Annotated in this window: 18 protein-coding genes; 6 read left to right on the forward strand and 12 right to left on the reverse strand. The window is 60.7% G+C overall.

The features are described from left to right. Window positions 1-29: 29 nt before the first annotated feature. On the forward strand, window positions 30-1,247 hold the full coding sequence (locus AC3ITA_RS10950; RefSeq protein WP_489280261.1) for a cytochrome c biogenesis protein DipZ: 1,218 nt from the start codon (window positions 30-32) through the stop codon (window positions 1,245-1,247). Between the two features lie 148 nt (window positions 1,248-1,395). Continuing rightward, window positions 1,396-1,665 (forward strand): DUF4242 domain-containing protein, encoded by a 270-nt coding sequence (locus AC3ITA_RS10955; protein WP_095946386.1) that lies wholly within the window; start codon window positions 1,396-1,398, stop codon window positions 1,663-1,665. Between the two features lie 90 nt (window positions 1,666-1,755). Here AC3ITA_RS10955 and AC3ITA_RS10960 read toward each other — a convergent pair whose 3' ends face one another. Together AC3ITA_RS10960 and pcsA are read right to left on the reverse strand one after the other, a co-directional pair. Then, complete coding sequence (locus AC3ITA_RS10960) at window positions 1,756-2,142, reverse strand: DUF488 domain-containing protein (protein WP_414927709.1); 387 nt, start codon at window positions 2,140-2,142, stop codon at window positions 1,756-1,758. 2 nt (window positions 2,143-2,144) lie between these two features. Beyond that, entirely contained in the window at window positions 2,145-2,867 is a 723-nt protein-coding gene (gene pcsA, locus AC3ITA_RS10965; protein WP_095946388.1) for a phosphatidylcholine synthase, read from the reverse strand. Between the two features lie 257 nt (window positions 2,868-3,124). On the opposite strand from pcsA, the gene AC3ITA_RS10970 reads away from it, so the two are divergent. Next, window positions 3,125-3,853 carry a tellurite resistance TerB family protein gene (locus tag AC3ITA_RS10970; RefSeq protein ID WP_095946389.1) on the forward strand — a complete coding sequence of 243 codons (729 nt, stop codon included), beginning with the start codon at window positions 3,125-3,127 and terminating at the stop codon, window positions 3,851-3,853. Between the two features lie 1,489 nt (window positions 3,854-5,342). After that, window positions 5,343-7,931: a DNA ligase D gene (gene ligD, locus AC3ITA_RS10975; RefSeq protein ID WP_489280264.1), complete on the forward strand. Its 2,589-nt coding sequence runs from the start codon at window positions 5,343-5,345 to the stop codon at window positions 7,929-7,931. Between the two features lie 50 nt (window positions 7,932-7,981). On the opposite strand, the gene AC3ITA_RS10980 is transcribed toward ligD, so the two are convergent. The 7 genes from AC3ITA_RS10980 to potE all read right to left on the reverse strand — a co-directional run bounded on the left by AC3ITA_RS10980 (window position 7,982) and on the right by potE (window position 16,669). Next, complete coding sequence (locus AC3ITA_RS10980; RefSeq protein WP_095945878.1) at window positions 7,982-8,656, reverse strand: DUF3313 domain-containing protein; 675 nt, start codon at window positions 8,654-8,656, stop codon at window positions 7,982-7,984. A gap of 50 nt (window positions 8,657-8,706) precedes the next feature. Then, on the reverse strand, window positions 8,707-9,975 hold the full coding sequence (locus AC3ITA_RS10985; RefSeq protein ID WP_095945879.1) for an OmpP1/FadL family transporter: 1,269 nt from the start codon (window positions 9,973-9,975) through the stop codon (window positions 8,707-8,709). 68 nt (window positions 9,976-10,043) lie between these two features. Beyond that, entirely contained in the window at window positions 10,044-11,657 is a 1,614-nt protein-coding gene (locus AC3ITA_RS10990) for an arylsulfatase (protein ID WP_150673881.1), read from the reverse strand. Between the two features lie 199 nt (window positions 11,658-11,856). Beyond that, on the reverse strand, window positions 11,857-12,396 hold the full coding sequence (locus tag AC3ITA_RS10995; RefSeq protein WP_095945881.1) for an HD domain-containing protein: 540 nt from the start codon (window positions 12,394-12,396) through the stop codon (window positions 11,857-11,859). Further along, window positions 12,396-12,797, reverse strand: coding sequence for a hypothetical protein (locus AC3ITA_RS11000; protein WP_095945882.1), 402 nt, complete (start codon window positions 12,795-12,797; stop codon window positions 12,396-12,398). The genes AC3ITA_RS10995 and AC3ITA_RS11000 overlap by 1 nt, the downstream gene beginning before the upstream one ends. Before the next feature lie 180 nt (window positions 12,798-12,977). Then, window positions 12,978-15,263: an Orn/Lys/Arg family decarboxylase gene (locus tag AC3ITA_RS11005; protein WP_095945883.1), complete on the reverse strand. Its 2,286-nt coding sequence runs from the start codon at window positions 15,261-15,263 to the stop codon at window positions 12,978-12,980. Continuing rightward, entirely contained in the window at window positions 15,260-16,669 is a 1,410-nt protein-coding gene (gene potE, locus AC3ITA_RS11010) for a putrescine-ornithine antiporter (protein ID WP_150673880.1), read from the reverse strand. The genes AC3ITA_RS11005 and potE overlap by 4 nt, the downstream gene beginning before the upstream one ends. Before the next feature lie 184 nt (window positions 16,670-16,853). Here potE and AC3ITA_RS11015 point away from each other — a divergent pair, with 184 nt between their 5' ends. Together AC3ITA_RS11015 and AC3ITA_RS11020 are read left to right on the forward strand one after the other, a co-directional pair. After that, window positions 16,854-17,183 carry a hypothetical protein gene (locus AC3ITA_RS11015; protein ID WP_095945885.1) on the forward strand — a complete coding sequence of 110 codons (330 nt, stop codon included), beginning with the start codon at window positions 16,854-16,856 and terminating at the stop codon, window positions 17,181-17,183. 125 nt (window positions 17,184-17,308) lie between these two features. Further along, window positions 17,309-17,725 (forward strand): organic hydroperoxide resistance protein, encoded by a 417-nt coding sequence (locus tag AC3ITA_RS11020; protein WP_095945886.1) that lies wholly within the window; start codon window positions 17,309-17,311, stop codon window positions 17,723-17,725. A gap of 228 nt (window positions 17,726-17,953) precedes the next feature. On the opposite strand, the gene AC3ITA_RS11025 is transcribed toward AC3ITA_RS11020, so the two are convergent. The 3 genes from AC3ITA_RS11025 to AC3ITA_RS11035 all read right to left on the reverse strand — a co-directional run bounded on the left by AC3ITA_RS11025 (window position 17,954) and on the right by AC3ITA_RS11035 (window position 20,109). Next, window positions 17,954-18,463, reverse strand: a complete 510-nt coding sequence (locus AC3ITA_RS11025; RefSeq protein ID WP_095945887.1) for a copper chaperone PCu(A)C — start codon at window positions 18,461-18,463, stop codon at window positions 17,954-17,956. A gap of 1 nt (window position 18,464) precedes the next feature. Next, window positions 18,465-19,070, reverse strand: a complete 606-nt coding sequence (locus tag AC3ITA_RS11030; protein ID WP_095945888.1) for an SCO family protein — start codon at window positions 19,068-19,070, stop codon at window positions 18,465-18,467. A gap of 154 nt (window positions 19,071-19,224) precedes the next feature. After that, window positions 19,225-20,109, reverse strand: a complete 885-nt coding sequence (locus AC3ITA_RS11035) for a ChaN family lipoprotein (RefSeq protein ID WP_489280268.1) — start codon at window positions 20,107-20,109, stop codon at window positions 19,225-19,227. Between the last annotated feature and the right edge of the window lie 47 nt (window positions 20,110-20,156).

Raw genomic sequence — 20,156 nt, forward strand, 5'->3', positions numbered from 1 at the left:
TTGCCCATTAATTTGCATCAGGTGATCCCATGTTACTCATCGCTTTCCTGGGCGGCCTATTGACCGTTCTCAGCCCGTGCATCCTGCCGGTCGTGCCCTTCCTGTTTGCCGGGGCCGACCGTACACGCTCCTCGATACTGCTGACCCTCGGCGGCATGGTCCTGACCTTTGCCCTGGTCTCCAGCCTGGCCGTGGTCAGCAGCGAGTGGGTGATCCAGGCCAGCAATACCGGCCGCCATGTCGCGCTGGCGGTGATGGTGCTGTTTGCCCTGTCGCTGATCTCCGCCCGGGTCGGTGACTGGCTGGCGCGGCCCTTCGTGCTGCTGGGCAATCGCATCGACCCGAACTCGCGCAAGATGTCCGGGCCGCTGGCGTCGATCATGATCGGTGTCGCCACCGGGCTGCTCTGGGCACCCTGCGCCGGACCGATCCTGGGGGTGATACTCACCAGCGCCATGCTGCAAGGGGCAAATGCCGGCACCAGTCTGCTGCTGGTGGCTTATGGCGCCGGCAGTGCGCTGTCCCTGGGCATCCTGATCTTCGCCGGTCGCGGCCTGGTCAATCGCTTGAAACCGTCGATTCCGGTCACCGGCTGGTTGCGTCGTGGCGCCGGGGTTGCGGTGCTGTCCGGGGCGGCGGTGATTGCAACGGGGGCCAATGACCTGTTGCTGGCCAACACCTCCTCGGAAGGTGTCAGCAGTGTGGAGAAAGGCGTGCTGGAAGCCGTGCCGAAAGTCGTCGATTACCTGGTCAGCAAGGTCAAGGCCGACAGCACCATGGACAACGTCCAGAGCGCCATGCCGTCGCTGTCCGGCGCGGTGGAGTGGCTCAACTCGCCGGCCCTGAGCAACGAGGCCCTGAAAGGCAAAGTGGTGCTGGTGGATTTCTGGACTTTCGACTGCATCAACTGCAAGCACACCCTGCCGTACGTGAAAGACTGGGCGAAGAAGTATGAAAAGGACGGGCTGGTGGTGATCGGCGTGCACACGCCCGAATACGGCTTTGAACGAATCATCGACAACGTCAAGGCCAAGGTGAAGGAGTACGGCATCACCTACCCGGTGGCGATCGACAACAACTACGCAATCTGGCGCAACTTCGATAACCGGTACTGGCCGGCGCACTACCTGATCGATGCCAAGGGGCAGGTGCGGTACACCCACTTCGGCGAAGGCAGCTACGACACTCAAGAACAAATGATTCAGCAGTTACTGAAGGAAGCCAGGGCCGGCGCGCCAGCGGCGTGATCCGCTCGATCGGTGCGCTACGTGGAATCTCCGGACGATCGGGCAGGCCTGGCCGACGATCGGACAGGACGCCAACGCCTATCAGGACGATAGTTTGATCACAGGGTGAGTGCTGCCCTGCCATCCAGAACAATAAAGAGAGGTTGCCATGCCTAAGTTCGTCATTGAACGTGAGATCCAGGGCGCCGGAGGTCTGTCGGAAAGGGACTTGAAAGCTGCTTCGCTCAAGTCCTGCCAGGCGTTGCGTGAGTTGCCGCAGGTGCAGTGGCTGCAGAGCTATGTCACCGCTGACAAGCTCTACTGCGTGTACATTTCGCCGAACGAGGAGCAGATCAGGGAGCACGCCCGGGTGAGCGGGTTTCCCGCCAATCGCATTTCCCAGGTCATGAACATCATCGATCCGACAACGGCGGAGTGAATACCTGGAAATGGTGATCACGCGGCAGTGAGCGACCACAAGTCCAATCTGGGAGCAAGCTCGCTCCCACAGGGGGAGTGGTGATGCCGGCTAAATGACCTTCGCGCCACGCGCTTCCAGCAACTCGCGTAACACCGAACGGTGACAATACGCTTCATCTTCGCAATAACAACCCACCGCCAGGGACGTCTGGTGGGACAACGCGGCCAACAGATCCAGCATCTGACTGGCGGCGGGTTGGCTCATCTCGGCCTTGAATTTGCGCCGGAACATCTCCCAGGCCTTGGCATCTTGCGCAGCCTTGGCTTCGGCCACCAACTCGGCGCTGGGCGACAGCAGTGGCTGCCAGACATCATAAAAGTCCCGACGGGCGAATTCGGTTTTCGGTACACCACGGGGAGGTCGGCGTACCGTGCCCAGGCGCAATCCTTCGTCGGGCCGACGGGGTGATCCGAGTTGAACGATATGGATCGCCATGGCTACTTGAGCCCCGATTCGTCGAACCACTCCAGCGCCGTGCGCCACAGGCAGATGCCCAGGAAGTACGCCGACATCAGCAGCCACAGCCCCATCACCAACGGGTTGATCCGTGGATGGTTGAGCACCAGCGACAGGCTGCACAGCAACCAGATGGCCGTCACCGCAATGTTGATCGGCATGAACCGGCGCACGCGAAACGGGTGCAGGAATTTCATCCGGGTCACGGTCAGCAGGGCCAGGCCGATGACCGTAACGAAGGTGATCCACGGCGACGGGGCGATGATGTACAGGCACAGGGCGACCACGTTCCAGGCGGCGGGGAAGCCCTGGAAGTAGTTGTCGGTGCTCTTCATGTTGACGTTGCAGAAGCAGAACAGCGACGACACCAGAATCAGCGACACGCTCAGCAGCAAGGTGTAGTCCGGCAACGGAATGTAGCGGTAGATGAACAGTGCCGGGATAAACACGTACGTCAGGTAGTCGATCACCAGGTCGAGGATCGAGCCATCGAAGCTCGGCAACACCGACTGGACGTTGACCTTGCGTGCCAGCGCGCCGTCCAGTCCGTCGACGATCAGGGCGACACCCAGCCACAGCAGGCAATGGGTCGGCTGGTTATCCAGCAGGGACAGGGTGGCGAGGAAAGCGGTGACCACGCCAGTGGCGGTAAAACCATGGGCGCCCCATGCTTTGAGCCTGGCGATGTACAGGGTTGAAATCACGGGGGCGTTCTCCAGTGAATGAAGCAAGCCAGTTGTCACTCCGCGTACGGGGCGGTGGCAAACCGGGTCGGGTTGCAGGTATCGACCGGGCATCCGGGAATAAGGTTCACCACTCATGAATCTTAGCTGCGCCGCAAGAAAATACCCCGGACGAATCCGGGATAGCGCAGGCGGGTCAGCCCAACGGCGCTGGCACATTCGTCTGCGGGGGCTATCGTTGCCTGACTGGATAAACGCCCTTCAAGAGGACAAACATCATGAACACCAGCGATCTGCTCGAACAATTACTGCGCGCCGGCCAGGGCTCGATGGCGCAACAGGGTGGCGCTGGCGCGTCGGCCCAGGGCGGGTTCGGCGACCTGGGTGGATTGCTCGGCGGCTTATTGGGCGGTGGCACCGGTGCGGGTGCTGGTGGCGGTGGTGCAGGGTTGGGCGGTTTGCTCGGTGGTTTGCTTGGCGGCGGTCCGCCGATGGGCGGTGCGCCACAAAGCCGTTCCAGTGGTGGCACCAATTATGCCGCCCTGGCGTCCCTGGGCATGATGGCGTTCCAGGCGTATCAGGCCTGGCAGCGCAGTCAGGCGTCGGCTCCGCAAGAAGCGCCACGGACCGTGGACTTGCTGGCCGGCCCTGAGGCCGAAGAGCACAGCCATGCGATTCTGCGGGCAATGATTGCCGCGGCCAAGGCCGATGGCCGCATCGATGAAGCCGAGAAGAAGATGATCAGCACTGAAATCGGCCGTCACACCGACGATCCGCAATTGCAGCAATGGCTGGACGAGGAGGTTGCCAAGCCACTGGACGCCAGTGATGTCGCGCAATCGGCCGCCGACCCCGGCATGGCCTCGGAGATGTACCTGGCCAGCGTGATGCTGGTGGACGACCAGCAGGACGCCGAGCGCAACTATCTGGATGAACTGGCCGCGGCATTGCGGATCGACCCGGCTCTGCAATTGCACCTGGAGCGGCAGGCCAAGGGCACTGCCTGACCCACTGCCATCGCGAGCAAGCTCACTCCCACATTTTTTGATCTCCGCCGAACGCAGATCCTGCGGGCGCTGAAAGTCCCTGGTGGGAGAGAGCCTGCTCGCGATGAGGCCGCTACAGCCAACATCCCTGGCGCCTGACACTCCGCCATCGCGAGCAGGCTCGCTCCCACATTTTTTGATCTCCGCCGAACGCAGATTCTGTGGGCGCTGAAAATACTTGTGGGAGCGAGCTTGCTCGCGATGAGGCCGCTACAGCCAACATCCCTGGCGCCTGACACTCCGCCATCGCGAGCAGGCTCACTCCCACATTTTGATCTCCGCCGAACGCAGATCCTGCGTGCGCTGAAAGTCCCTGTGGGAGCGAGCCTGCTCGCGATGAGGCCGCCACAGCCAACATCCCTGGCGCCTGACCCACCGCCATCGCGAGCAGGCTCACTCCCACATTTTTTGATCCCCGCCGAACGCAGATCCTGTGGGCGCTGAAAATACTTGTGGGAGCGAGCTTGCTCGCGATGAGGCCGCCACAGCCAACATCCCTGGCGCCTGACCCACCGCCATCGCGAGCAAGCTCACTCCCACATTTTTTGATCTCCGCCGAACGCAGATCCTGTGGGCGCTGAAAATCCTTGTGGGAGCGAGCCTGCTCGCGATGAGGCCGCCACAGCCAACATCCCTGGCGCCTGACCCACCGCCATCGCGAGCAGGCTCACTCCCACATTTTTTGATTTCCGCCGAACGCAGATCCTGCGGGCGCTGAAAGTCCCTGGTGGGAGCGAGCCTGCTCGCGATGAGGCCGCTACAGCCAACATCCCTGGCGCCTGACACTCCGCCATCGCGAGCAAGTCGCTCCCACATTTTTTGATTCCCGCCGAACGCAGATCCTGCGTGCGCTGAAAGTCCCTGTGGGAGCGAGTCTGCTCGCGATGAGGCCGCCACAGCCAACATCCCTGGCGCCTGACCCACCGCCATCGCGAGCAGGCTCACTCCCACATTTTTTGATCTCCGCCGAACGCAGATCCTGCGTGCGCTGAAAGTCCCTGTGGGAGCGAGCCTGCTCGCGATGAGGCCGCTACAGCCAACATCCCTGGCGCCTGACACTCCGCCATCGCGAGCAGGCTCGCTCCCACATTTTTTGATCTCCGCCGAACGCAGATCCTGTGGGCGCTGAAAATACTTGTGGGAGCAAGCTTGCTCGCGATGAGGCCGCCACAGCCAACATCCCTGGCGCCTGACCCACCGCCATCGCGAGCAGGCTCACTCCCACATTTTGATCCCCGCCGAACGCAGATCCTGTGGGCGCTGAAAATCCCTGTGAGATCGAGCTTGCTCGCGAAGAACGATGATTCGGTCAACCTGCTGAAACTCCCCCTCCGCTCCAGGCCCGTCCGTCCGGGCAATTTCAACACCGATTGAATTATTACGCCGCAGGCCTGCTCTGCTTGATTAGAAGACATTTGCATTCAACGTCCTGGCGCGAAGCAGGTGAGCCATGCCCCGCAACCTTGTTGACTACAACCGCATGCGTGATTTTTCGGCGACTTCCGAGCCTGCCGCCGACAAGCGTCCACGCAGGAAAACCGCCAGGGATCATGCCTTGCAGTTCTGCATTCAAAAGCATGACGCCTCTCACCTGCATTATGATTTTCGCCTGGAGCTCGAAGGTGCGCTCAAGAGCTGGGCCGTGCCCAAAGGCCCGTCGCTGGATCCGTCGGTCAAGCGTCTGGCGGTGCATGTCGAAGACCATCCGCTGGCGTACGCCACGTTCGAGGGCCGCATTCCCGAGGGACATTACGGCGCCGGCGAGGTGATCGTCTGGGACCGGGGCATCTGGATTCCCCTGGACGATCCGGTGACGGCCTACGCCAAGGGGCGGCTCAAGTTCGAGTTGCAGGGGGAGAAGCTCGGCGGCCTGTGGAACCTGGTGCGTACGCACATGCCGGGCAAGCAGGAACAATGGTTTCTGATCAAGCACCGGGACGGCGCCGCCAGATCGCAAAGTGACTACGACGTGCTCAGCGCCGAGCCGGACAGCGTGCTCAGCAACCGCAGCATCGTCGACAAACCATCAAAAACGGCGGTCAGGTCCAGGCCCACCCGCAAACCATCAGCCAGCTCACACCAGAAAAAATCATCGCCCCTGATCGGTGCGCGCAAAGCCAGATTGCCAGCCCTGCTCAAGCCGGAGCTGGCAACGCTGGTGGAAAAAGTTCCGGATGGCCCGTGGAGCTACGAAATCAAGTTCGACGGCTACCGGATCATGGCCCGCATCGACCACGGCGCAGTGAAGCTGATCACCCGCAATGGCCACGACTGGACCCACAAACTGTCAGGGCAAGCCCGGGCCCTGGCCGCGCTGGGCCTGGAGTCGGCGTGGCTCGACGGTGAGATGGTGGTAACGGACGAACAGGGTGTACCGGACTTTCAGGCGCTGCAAAACGCCTTCGAAGAGGGGCACGGTGACGACATTCTCTACTACCTGTTCGATTTGCCATACCTCAATGGCGTGGACCTGCGCGAGGTGCCGGTCGAAGAACGTCGGGCCGCGCTGGCGACCGTGCTCAAGGCCAGTGCTGAGCCGTTGCTGCGCTTCTCCGAGTCGTTTGACGAGGAGCCCCGCGCCTTGCTCGACTCCGCCTGCCAGATGCACATGGAGGGGTTGATCGGCAAGCGCCTGGGGTCGCCCTATGTCTCTCGGCGCAGCAGCGACTGGATCAAGCTCAAATGCCAGAACCGGCAGGAATTCGTCATTGTTGGTTTCACCGAGCCGAAGGGCTCGCGCCAAGCCTTCGGGGCGTTGCTGCTGGGGCTGCATGACCGCGATGGCGGCCAGTTGCGCTACGCCGGCAAGGTCGGCACCGGGTTCAACGAGGCAACGCTGCGCAGCCTCCATGAACAGCTCAAGCCGTTGCAAGTGAAAACGCCGCCGGTGGTCAATCCACCTGGCGGATCGCTGGCCAGGGATGTGCACTGGCTCCAACCCAAGCTGTTGGCGGAAGTGGCCTTCGCTGAAATGACCAGGGACGGCTCGGTGCGCCATGCCGTGTTCCATGGCCTGCGCAATGACAAACCGGCCCGAGCCATCACCCAGGAGCGCGCGAAAACCGTGAAAACCTCCACTGCGAAAAAAACCGGCACGGCAAGGCCCGCTGCCACGCAAAAGCAAACCGCGCCCGCCCCCTCACAAATCGGGCTGGAGCAGGGCAAGGTACGCATCACTCACCCGGACCGGGTGATCGACCCCGGCGGCGGCACCACCAAACTGCAACTGGCGCAGTACTACGCCAGTGTCGCCGAGTGGATCCTGCCCGAACTCAAGGATCGTCCGGTGGCGCTGGTACGTGCCCCGGACGGCATCGCCGGCGAGTTGTTCTTCCAGAAGAATGCCGAGCACCTGGCGATCCCCGGCATCACCACCCTGGACAAACAACTCACCGGCCAGCCGATGATGCTCATCAACAACGTCGAGGCGCTGGTTGGCGCGGTACAGATGAGTACCGTGGAACTGCATGCCTGGAATGCGACGTCTGACAAACTCGACAAGCCGGACCGTTTTGTCCTCGACCTTGACCCGGACCCGGCGCTGCCATGGAAACGCATGGTCGAGGCCACGCAGCTGACGCTGTCGGTGCTGGATGAACTGGGGCTCAAGGCGTTTCTGAAAACCAGCGGCGGCAAGGGCATTCATGTGGTGGTGCCGTTGACCCGCAAGCTCGGTTGGGATGAGGTCAAGGACTTCAGCCACGCCATTGTCAGCCATATGGCCAAGTTGTTGCCCGAACGATTTTCGGCGGTGTCGGGTCCGAAGAACCGGGTCGGACGGATTTTCATCGATTACCTGCGCAATGGTCTGGGGGCGACCACCATTTGTGCCTACGCCGTACGTACCCGCGAGGGGTTACCGGTGTCGATGCCGATCTGGCGCGAAGAGGTGGCCGAACTCAAGGGCGCCAATCAATGGAACCTGCACAACGTGCATGAACGTCTGGCGCAAGTCGGGGATGGACCCTGGGCGGACATGCCCAAAATCCGGCAAACGATTACTGCCCGGATGCGGCGGCGGGTGGGGATGAAGAAGTGACTGGAAGGGGCGTGTGGCGAGAGAGCAAGCTCCCTCGCCACAAGAGTGTGTTACTTGAGGAACGCCTGGAAGTCGGTACCCAGTTTGTCGATCGCCGCCTTGAAGTCCTTGGCGGTAATCTGCTGGCTTTCGTTTTTCAGTTCGGTGCCGAACACCTTGCGCACCACTTTGGCTACGGTCTGGTTGCTCTTGGCGTCAACGAACTCGGCTTCGATGAACAGGGTGGTGTTCTGGTCACGGTGACCGGTGGCAGCCTGGGTTGCCCCGACTACGGCCGCGATGGGAACCACTTCATACCACTTCATGCCTTCGTTCTCGGCGTTCACCCCGGTGATCGCCGCACGCATGATCAGAGGGCGCGAACCCGCCGGAGCGGATGAGGAAGTGGGTACTACGCGATACTTCTGACCCAGGGAGGCCTTGGCCTTGCTGGTCATATAGTTCTGAATGTCGGCCAGGGTCTGCTGGTTGACCCGTTCATCGGGTTTTGGCGCCGGGTAGAGCTCCAGTTTGTTGAACACCACGGTGTCATAGGCATTCGGGTTCCACGAAGGGCTGACCCAACGCATCGCGGTACCGCCGCTCGGCGTTTCGACTTCCTGCAGGTTGTTGTAGTTGGACAGGAAGCCTGAGTATTGCTCCTTCTCCGTCACTTTCGAGGTGCAACCGCCAAGCAGCAGACTGGCCAGCGTGGCGCCGACGAGCAGTTTTCGGGACAGATTCATAGTGGTGTTTACTCCTTGGAAGAAATCGTCGTTCTTTTGTTTACAAGTCATCAAAATCGCCAGGTCATGTTCCCGCTCAAGGCTTGAATCCAGGCATTGTCGAATTGACCGGAAACTCGATTGCCTGACACGGATTTGGCCTGGTCCACCGGCATGTCGCCGAGCCAGACCATGGCCCAGCTGACGTTGACATCGGTGTCCTGGTTCAGAGCATAGGTGGCGCCTGTGGCAATGCGCCAGGATTCGTTCATCGGCAGGATCACGCTACGGTTGCTGTCCGAGACGGCACTGCTGTCGTAGGCCACGCCGAAGTTCCACAACCACTGCTCGGTGGCCTGGTATTGCGCGCCAAGGGAGAGGTGCCAGGTGTCCTTGAAACCGGCGTCGATCGTTTTCGATTGCGCTCCAAACGCGGTGGTGTCGACTTCTACGCCGATGTCGCCGAACTCCGACCAGTCCTGCCAGTTGGCCGAGGCCAGCAGCGCCCATTGCCGGTCCAGTTGCTGGAACAGGCTCAGGGTGACGGTTTGCGGCACCTTGGTGTCGAGTTCGGTGTTGGTGTTGTTGACGCGCTCGAGCAGTCGACCATCGCCCTTGACGTCGAGCTTGTCTTCGAAGTCCAGGTCGACCTGGCTGGTGTAGGTCAGACCGATACGCGTGCCGGGTTGCGGGGCGTAGATCACGCCGACGTTGGCGCCAAAGCCCCAGTCGTTGTCCCGGTACTTGAATTGGCCGTCAGAGCGATCAGTGAAGCCGAAAGGGGAGCGGTCGATGGCGGTGTCGGCCTTCAACATTCCGTACATGGCCTTGATGCCAAGCCCGACCGACCACTGCTCGTTGAAGCGATACGCCACACTGGGCACCAGCGACAAGCCGAGCAGGCTGTCGTTCTGCACGAAGTAGCGGCCAGACCAGTCGTTGTCGTAATTGAGCGCCAGGCCGAAGTCACCGTACTGGCCGAACCCGACGCTCCAGTGCTCGTCCAGTTCATGGCTGATGAAGAAGCTGCCACCGGGAATCGGATCGAGGGCGTTGCCACTGCCGCTGCCCGGGGTGTTGGTGCCGGAGTCGCGGTCGAAGCTCAGGTCGCCATACAGAACCTGCAAACCGGCGGTGATTTGCGTCCCCGGTAGATAGCTCATGCCTGCGGGGTTGCTGGCGATAGTCGAGGGGCCTTGGGCACGGGCGGCGGCACCGGCGTTGGCCAGGCCGGCGTTATCGGTGCCGATTTCATAGAGCATGATGCCACCGGCCCAGGCTTGCTGGCAGCACAGGGCAAGTAGCGCAGAGGCGGGCAGGGTAGTTGTTTTTATTGGCATTGAAATCCCTCGGCAATTGTCCATTTCGAATACGGGTGGACTTAACTAGCCACCCGTGGATTCGGCTGTTACTTGGCCATCTCTGCTCGAGCCTTGGCGATCTTGGCTTTAACCGAGTCGAGGTTGAAGCTCGCGCCTTTTTGCATCGGTGGGAACTCGATTGCCGTTTCCGCCAGTTTGGCCACCTGCTGCTGGACGAACACGAAACGCCAGAACTGGAACTTGAACCAGTCGAAGTACTGTTGCGAACCCTGCGCGGCCTGGTTTTCCGGCCAGCCCATGCGCTCGAACGGGTCGAGTCGAAGATTGGTCAGGATCGGTACATCCACATCAACTTTAGCCCCCAACCAGCCACCCGGTTGGTCAATGAAGCGATATTTGTAGTCGTCTATGCGCACTGCACCCAAGGCGCTCTCTCCAAAGTAGAAGATTTCATGCCGGCTCGACGGACCTTTTCCGGTGATCATTGGAGTTTGATCATAGCCGTCCAGGTGAACTTTGTAGGTGGTGTCGCCCAATTGTTTGCCTTTGAGCAGTTCGGCGGTGATGTTCGGGTTGCCCGCCGCCGCGACCAGAGTCGGGAACCAGTCCATGCCGGACATGATGCCGTTGGCGACCTGATTGGCCGGCACTTTGCCCGGCCAGCGGATGATTGCTGGCACCCGGAAGCCACCTTCCATGACCGTGCCCTTGCCCATGGCGAACGGCGTTGTGCCGCCATCGGGCCAGGTGAAGTTTTCCGCTCCATTGTCGGTGGTGAAAATGACGATGGTGTTGTCGTCCATGCCGTCTTTCTTCAGCTTCGCCAGGACATCGCCGACGATGTCATCGAGCTGCGCCATGCCGGCTTCCTGTTCCGACCAGCCATTTTGCGAGTTGCGCATGGCCTGGTACTTGTCGGACAGGTGCGTGACGATGTGCATGCGGGTCGGGTTGAGCCAGACGAAGAACGGTTTGTTGTCCTGCTTGGCCTTGTCGATGAAAGAGAACGCCTTGTCGCGAATCTCCTCGTCGACGGTTTTCATTCGCTCCGGATAGAGCGTGCCGACGTCTTCGATTTTCTGCTTGCCGACCTTGCCCCAGCGCGGCATCACGGTCGTATCATCAGTGGTGGAGGCCCAGCTGTGGACCATGTTGCGTGGGCCCACGGTCGCGAGCAGTTCCTGCGGATAATTGGGGTGTGCCGGATCTTCCATGGCGTCGAGGTGATAGAGGTAGCCGAAGAATTCATCGAAACCATGGACGGTGGGCAGGAACTGGTTGAGGTCGCCCAAGTGGTTCTTGCCGAACTGGCCGGTGGCATATCCCATGGCCTTGAGTGCGGTTGCGATGGTGACGGCTTCGGCGGGAATCCCCACGGGCGAGCCGGCCTGGCCGACGGTGGTCATGCCCGTACGAATCGGCAGTTCGCCGGTGATGAAATTGGCGCGTCCGGCGGTGCAGCTGGCTTCGGCGTAGTAATCGGTGAAACGCATGCCTTCATTTGCCAGCTGGTCGAGGTTGGGGGTTCTGCCGGCCATCATGCCCTGGTTGTAGACGCCGATATTCGACCAGCCGATATCGTCGCCCATGATCACCAGGATGTTGGGGGCTTTGTCGGCCGCCAGGGTCTGGCCGGGAAGCGCCATTGCAGACAGCAAAAGGGGTATCGCAAACATCGTGGATAAGGTTTTCCGGTTCATGTCGAGCTCCTGCGTACTAGCGTGAGTACATCGAGACGAGCCCCCAACCATCGTTGAAATTCGTGACCCCCGCGAAGAGCGTAGGTTTGAATTGTGAAATATCCAGTAATGAATAGTCAGAAAGTGAGTGTTTCAGGCACTTTGTTGCGAAATGGCGTTGCGACAATGGCGCCATCGGTGGGGAAGGCAGACGCTTGTGTTACCAGCGAAACATGGGCAGCGGCCGTAGCGGAGAGCGGATGAGCTGCCGGGCTGAAAGCTTCATCAGCATCGAGTGAAAACCGTGATCGGGAAAGGTCGCCTGCACGGTTTTGATGAAGCTGCGGGGCAAGCCGAAACTCACCAGACCCAGGGACACATCCACCAGATCGGCCTGGCGGAAGGGTTCGACATTGTCGGCGTAGGCGCCGCGATACCGGCGCAGTTTGTGATGTTCAAGTATCAATGCGCTGACTTCATCCTTCAGTTCCGGACGTTGCTGGTTGTCCAGGTACTCGGTGGCCAGGGCAATGGACGGCGGCAGGTAGTCGAGGGTGTCATCGGTCCAGATACCCAGGTCATGAAACGCCACCGCGATCTGTACGGCGTCCGGGGGCAAGCCTTCGGCACCGCGCAGGGCGCAATGGAAATTCAGCACCCGGTAAATGTGATTGCGGTAGCCCTGGAGGTCGGCACCGATGGCCAGGGCGAACGAGGTGAGAATCTCGTCGGTGAGGGGGAATTCGAGTAGAGGTTTCATCAGGCGTCACGCAACAGGTCGTTGGCATTGAGCAGTTCGTAGGCGATTTCCGGGCGCTTCTCCATGGCTCGGCGGATGGCGGCCGGGATGCTGGCGCGGGTCTTGCGGCACAGCCCGGGCAGTTCGCTGATCTGGATGCCGATGCCGCGCATGGTGCGCACTTCGTTGAAACCGGGAGCGATGTTCACGCGGATACCCAACTGTTCGAGCATGCGCCGTTGCAGGTGCTCCAGATCGCTCAGGCTCTGCAGGTTCTCCAGCCGTTCGATCAGGCGTTTTTCTTCGTTGCGGGTCAGAAACAGAATGCGCAGGTCCGCCCCTGGAGTTTCCAGCAACGGGTCACGCCCGCAGTCGCAGGCGCCGGGCGGGCAGGGTGAGCGGATCGCAGCGGTGGTGGTCATGGGGATCAATCATAGAGCGCTGTGATCGAGTTTGCCCATAGGGATTTGGGGGAGCGTGCGATTCATTGTAGGAGCGAGCCTGCTCGCGATGGCGGAGTGTCAGACAACAGAGATGTTGGCTGCAAAAACGCTATCGCGAGCAGGCTCGCTCCCACAGGTGTTGCGGTGAACCAGCGTGACTTATTTCAGTACCAGCATCCGATAAACGCCATCTTCGACTTCGATCCCGTGGGTGTCATGGGTGAAGCCGGGGAAGGATTTGTCGAAGGCTTCCAGTGCCTTGAGATACGCCAGCAACGGACCGTCCGCCGGACCTGCGTTCTCACCCGGCATGAGCAGCGGGATGCCGGGTGGATACGGCACGATACCGGTCGCGGCAAGACGCCCGGCGGCTTCGTTGAGCGTCACCAGCTCGATGTCGTTGCGCACCAGTTTTTCGTAGGCCTCCACCGGGCTGAACTCGGCTTTTGGCAGGGTGCCGAAGGCCTGGGACATGTTGGCGGTGGTCTTGTGTTTCTTCATGGCGGCGAAGATTTCGTCGGCCAGATCCTTAAGGCCCATGCCGGCATAGCGATGCTGGTTGGCGTTGTACAGATCGGGCAGGCACAGCTCGAGCTCGGCGTTGTCGTCGTAGTCACGCTTGAAGTCGAGCAGGGCGTTGAGCAGCGTGCCCCACTTGCCTTTGGTGATGCCGATGGAGAACAGGAACAGGATGGTGAAGTCGGTGGTTTTCTCGACCACGATACCCTGACGACCCAGGTACGCCGTGACCACGCAAGCGGGAATACCGGAGGCGAGCAGGCTGCCGTCGTCGCCCATGCCCGGGGCAAGTACCGAAACCTTGATCGGGTCGAGCATGCAGTAACCGTCTTCGATGTCGCCGAAGCCGTGCCAGACCGCGTTCGGGTGCAGGACCCAGCAGTTCGGGTCGGTTTTCAGCGTGGCCGGGTCGACCTCATGGAACGGCACGGTCGCTGCGCCAACCTGTACGGTCGGCGGCTGCCAGCAGGTGAAGAACCAGTCATCCTTGCTCAGCATCTCGTTGTGCATGCGCGAGAGAACCTGGCGGAAGCTGATCGCTTCTTCAATCGACTCGTTGGTGAGGATCTGCCCGCTCGGTGCTTCCATCATCGCCGAACTGACGTCGCAGGACGCCATGATCGCGTAGTTCGGCGAGGTCGAGGCGTGCATCATGTACGACTCGTTGAAGCGCGCATGTTCGATCGGGTTACGCCCGTTACGCACATGGATCATCGAAGCCTGGGACAGGGCGGCCAGCAACTTGTGGGTCGACTGGGTGGCGAACACGGTCGGCTTGGACTTGTCGTGATCGGCCGGGTCGCCGTGCATGGCATGGCGTCCGCTGTACAGCGGGTTGAAACGCGCATAACCGTACCAGGCTTCGTCGAAGTGCAGACGGTCCACGCTTTCGCCCAGCAGCTCTTCGACGCGGGTGACGTTGTAGGTCAGGCCGTCGTAGGTGGAGTTGGTGACAATGGCGTGCACCGGCGTCGGGTCGATGCCTGGCTTGACCAGCGGGTTGTCGGCGATGGCGGCTTTCACGCCTTCGGCGCTCAGGGTCTGCGGCAGGATCGGGCCGATGATGCCGTAGCGGTTGCGGGTCGGCACCAGGTAGGTCGGAATCGCCCCGGACAGGGTCATCGCGTGCTCGGCGGACTTGTGGCAATTGCGGTCGCAGAGGGCGATCTGGTTGCGCGTGACGCTGGCCATGAGGATGACACGGTTGGACATCGACGAGCCGTTGGTCACGTAGTACGTGCGATGGGCGCCGAAGACCTTGGCGGCGTAGCGCTCGCCCTGGCCGATGGGACCACTGTGATCGAGCAGGGAGCCCAGTTCGCCAACCGAGATCGACAGGTCGGAACGCAGCAGGTTCTCGCCGAAGAACTCGTAGAAGGCCCGGCCTGCGGTGCTCTTGAGGAATGCGGTGCCGCCGGCATGGCCGGGGGTGTGCCACGAGTATTCATAGTTGCGGGCAAACTTCACCAGCGCGCCGAACATCGGCGGCAGGGCGGCCTGGCGATAGCGCTCGATGGCCGCCAGGATGCGCCCGCTGAGGAAACGGGAGGTGTCCTCGGGCAGCCAGATGAAGTCGTCGGCGTGTTGCATGACCAGCAATGGAATGCTCGACGCGGTGGTGCGGTCGCTGATCAGGAACACCGGCACCCGGGTGTTGCGCTCGCGCAGCTTGACCAGCAATTTGGTGCAGTCGGCGTGGCCTTCGCTGGTGTCCATTTCCCAGCGGATGAGTACGCATTGAATGGCCGGGTCCGAGCGCAGGATCGAGGCGGCATCGATGAGACTTTCCGAAGCCAGAACACTGACGCCACGTCCCTCTACGTCGTGGACCAGTTGATCCAGGGCGCGGCCAAACACCGTTCGCTTGTCCGGAGGGCTGCTGACCAGTAGCGCCAGCATGCCCAGCGAGTGTTTATATTCCGTCATGCTCGAACCTCCATAGTGGCTTTATTCAGATTGTTCACCGGCACTGGCTCGGCAGTGAGGTGCTGCGCGCTGACGGTTTGCGTCGGTACGCTGTTGTTGAGCGCTTCGAGGCGGATCAGGCGGTTGTTGACGAAGCCGAACAGGGTGTAACCAACGATGGTGGCTACGCCGCCCAGCATCAGTGCCTGTTCACCGGAACTGTACAGCGCCAGGTAGCTGTAGGCCGCTGCGATCAGGGCAATGACGTTGGTGGCCAGTGCCTTGCCTTCCGGCACGTTGGAGACTTTCTGCATGGTCATCAGCGCGGCCATGGACAGGATGTACGGCACAAGGTTGGTGACCACCGCGAGGTTGACCAGGGTGTCGAACTGCTTGCTCAAGTCGGGGCTGATGGTGAGCAGGGCCAGCGCGGTCTGCGCCGCCAGCAGCACCAGCATGCCGACAATCGGCGTTCCCGCTTTGTTGCCCTTGGCAAAGATCGGCAGAAAGTAACCGGTGTCCGCCGAGCTTTTGTACACCTGGGCGATGGTGAACTGCCAACCCAGCAGCGAGCCGATGCAGGCGAGCACCATGGCCGCCATCACGATGTCGCCGACCATTGGGGTGAACATCTTGGCGAACACCAGGCCGAACGGCGCGGTGGACGCAACCAGTTCTTCGTTGCCGACGATGCCGAAGATGACGTTGGTGGAGACGATGTAGATCACCGCCGCGCCCAGAGTGCCACCCAGCACCGCAATCGGTACGTTGCGCTCAGGGTTTTCCACCGCGTCGGTGTTGGCGCAAGCCGACTCCAGGCCGAGGAAGGCCCACAGGGTAATGGCCACCGAGGCGCCTGCCGCTTCGAACCAACCCTTGTCGTGGGGGTTCCAGCCAGCGGCGTATACGCTGCTGTCGAACCAGAACCAGCCCACCGTGGATACCAGTACCACCGGTGCAATCACACCCCAGACCGTGACCGCGCCGATCCGGCCGGTAATGCGCGCGCCGCCAAAGTTGGCGAAGGTGGTGATCCACAGCAGCGCAATGGTCGCCAGGCCTACTTGCAGCGAATCAAGTTTTATCCCGAACAACACCTGGATATAGCCGACCGCGGTAATACTGATCGCCACGTTGGCAATCAACAGCGACAGACCGTAGGTGTAGTTGGTGATGTAGTTACCGGCTTTACCGAAGGTGTATTCGGCATAACCGCCCATGCCGCCGGTCTTGCGGCTGAGCATCCCGCATCGCGCAAAGGCATAGGCCAGAGCGAGGGAGCCGGTGGCCGTTATCAGCCAGGAGAGGATCGAAATCGCACCGACTTCCGCGAGTTTCGTCGGTAGCAGGATAATTCCTGAGCCCAACATGTTGACCGCCGTCAACATTGTCAGTTGCCCCACACTCATTTTCTTTGCGACTGACATTCCGTTGCCTCACTTAGTTGGCGATAGAGAACCTTAGCTATAGCAAAGGTTTGAAATCTCGCAAGAAATTGACGACCCCCATCGCGCTTTTTTCATTTATTTGCAGAAAAGGCAGGATGCTGGCCCCCAAGTTTCAAAGTTCTCTGCAAAATTACTTTGTTTTCAGTCGGTTAGATAGGTCGAAATGCGCAAGATATGGATCGCGTTAATTCCGCTAATAGTTTCGGGAATAGCCAACTCGGCTCAAGCAAAAGAACTGGCAGCCAAAGAACAGTACATGTGCAGTTGGGGCGCGGGTACCGCTGCAAGGGCACAGGAACTCAAGCTTTCAGGCGTTTCCTTGTATGCCGCCCGCCAAAAAATCCAGGTTTATAAGTTCGCCAAGTCCTGGATGCGCATGATGGCTCTTGGCATTACAGAGCAAACTTATGACAGTCCGTCGCGATTCAAACCGGCTGCAGTACGCCAGAGCTTTTATGAGGACTGCGTCAAGTACAAGCTGGCGCGTAAATAAACAAGAAGCGGGCACCGGTCGGATCGACTGCGGCGCGGGGCTGTGACGTCTATATTGATTGACCACCCCCGGCCACCTGACGGGGTGTCGACACCGGTTTCTTACAACTCAATCAGGAGGTCACCATGAGCCAGATCGATAAAGTGTTGTACACCGCCAAAACCCACACCACCGGCGGGCGCGACGGCGCCTCCCGCAGCTCTGACGGAATCCTTGATGTGAAGCTTTCGTCGCCAGGTGCGGGCGGTGGCGGTACTAACCCCGAGCAACTGTTCTCTGCCGGGTGGTCAGCCTGTTTCATCGGCGCCATGCAGGTAGCGGCCAGGGAAATGAAAGTGGCGCTGCCCAAGGATGTAGCTGTCGATGCCGAGGTTGATTTGGGCACCAATGACGGCGGCTACCTGCTGCAGGCGCGGCTCAATGTCAGCCTGCCGGGGCTGGACCGTGAAACCGCACAAAAAATCGTCGACACCGGGCACCAGTACTGCCCGTACTCGAAAGCCACGCGCAACAACATCAACGTCGTGCTCAAGCTCGTTTGAGTTGATGTGAAAAGGTCTTGGCGAACGACACTGGTTGTCGCCAAGACCTGAAAGGATCGCTCCCACAAATATTGTGGCCGGCCGCGGGACTCGCATTCATGAAGATCAAACTGTGGGAGCGAGCTTGCTCGCGATGGCGGTGGGTCAAGCAATATCTCTGTTGGATGTGCCGGCCTCTTCGCGAGCAGGCTCGCTCCCACAGGTTCTGTGTTTTAACTGATGGAGCAATCAGTTCATCTTGCTGTGATCATGCTTCATCGCGCTGTGATCCATGGTGCCGATCGCCTTGGCAACGGCTTCAACCTGAACCGACTCTTTCGTACCCTTGGCGTCTTCCACGGTCAGGGTCAGCGGCACCTTGTCGCCTTCCTTGATCTGGCCGGTGAGGTTCATCAGCATAATGTGATAGCCGTTGGGATCGAAGCTAACCGGCTTGCCGGCCGGCAGTACAACGGACTGCACCTGCTGCATTTTCATCACGTCGTCTTTCATGCTCATTTCATGAATCTGCACCAGCCCGGCAACCGGCGTTTGCACGCTCAGCAGCTTGCTGTCGGCGCTGGCGGTGACGGTCATGAAGGCGCCGCTCGACGGCTGGCCGGCCACGGTGGCGCGGACCCAGGCGTCGTCGACCCGGGTTTGTGCCGACACCTGAAGGGCCAGACCGATCAGGGACAAGCCCAGCGCCAGTTGCTTGCAGCGTTGCGCGAAACGGTTTTTAGCCTGCGGGGCATTCATTTCAGCAAACCTCCATCACGGTGAGCAGGTCTTCTGCGCACTCTTGGGCCGTCAGGGACGTGGACAGTCCCAGGCGCAGAGTGCCCCGGGAGTCGAAGACATAGCTGGTCGCGGTATGGGAGAGGGTATAGGTATCGCCGCTTGGCACCTTCTCAAAGAACACGCCGAATTCCTTGGCGGTGGCGGCGGTTTCTTCCAGGGTGCCATACAGCGCTTCAAAACTCGGGTCGAAGGCTTTTACGTATTTATCGATCATCTCGGGAGTGTCGCGCTCAGGGTCCAGGGTGATGAAGATCACCTGCAGCCTTTCACCATCGCGCCCCATCAACTTTTTGGCCTGGGCCGCACGGGCCAGGGTGGTGGGGCACACGGCCGGGCACTGGGTGAAACCGAAGAACACCATCGGCATCAGGCCGCGATAGCTGCCCAGCATCCGGGTTTCGCCTTGGGCGTTCTTGAGCTTGAAGTTACGCCCCATGATTTTGTCGCTGAGGTCTTTGCCGTACTTGAACGACAGCTTGCTGCTGTCGTCGCAACCGGCGAGCAGGCCCAGGCTCAACAGGCCCATGCCTTGCAGGACAGTCCGGCGGGTATACAAAGTACTCATGAAAAAAGCATCCTGTTGAACAGGCTGAAATGACAGCGTGATGACTATACAGACGAAAAAATCGGGGGGATGTTAACAAACAGTGCCGGTGCCGGAGGGGTGGATACGACCATTGGACCGGAGCACAGGCGTGACATAGTGTCGCGCCACAGGTTCAGCGACGTAGCTCCGCACAATGATCCTGTTGCGGTTGCGCAGCCGTGTACCAGACATAATCCGCACTCTCGGCGGTCACGGACTTGCCCGCTTCGGCCAGGATCAGCACCGCATTCCCTTCACCGGCACCCAAGTCCTTCAGGTGCAGCGGGACCCCGAGATCCTTGCGCACGTGGAAGGTACCGGCCAGCAGCAACGCAGGCGTCGGCGCAGCCATCAGGCGTTCGGCCATGCGCCGGTCACGCTGTTGCTGCACGGCGAGCATGGCGGGCATCTGCGCTTCGGGCAGCAGGCCGCAATGGGATTCGCGGATGTCGTCCAGCAAGGTCGCCTGCACCTGTGGGGTGGTGGACGCTTGCCCCGTGAGTTCCGGGCGCTGTTTGTAAATCTGCATGATCTGCGCGCGGTCCAGGTTCGCCGCCAGCAGCGGATACGGTTGCCGCAGCGCGTAGGTGACAAGTGCGCCATAGACGCTCCAGTCCCAATTGGCCTGCCAGACCAGTGCCTTGAACGCATCGGCCGGTGGCTGGTCTGCGCGGGTTGCGGCCTGCGCGGCATCGACCCTGGCCTGTTGATCGGGATTGAGCATCTCCAGCAACAGGCTGCCCTGGGCCCGTTGGGCCGCCAGTTCGCGCAGCAGCCACAATTGCAGGGCGTGGTGGTCCGGGTTGTCGTGTTGTTCACCGACCAGAACACGTGGGGCAGCGGCCAGGCGTTCGACCAGTGCTTGCGGCGTCAGCGTACGGCCCGTGGCGAGTTCACGGATGACTCCGAGGTCGGTGTGATCACGGCCTTGCGGGGCGATCGACGCCGGCGGTGGTGTGACTTGATGGGTTTGGCAGGCCGCCAACAGGCTGAATGCACAGAGCAACAGAAAGCGCATCGGTTTTCCTTATTGGATAGTTGCCCCCCCTCGATGACAGAGGAGGG

This window comes from Pseudomonas sp. GL_090, assembly GCF_057837765.1.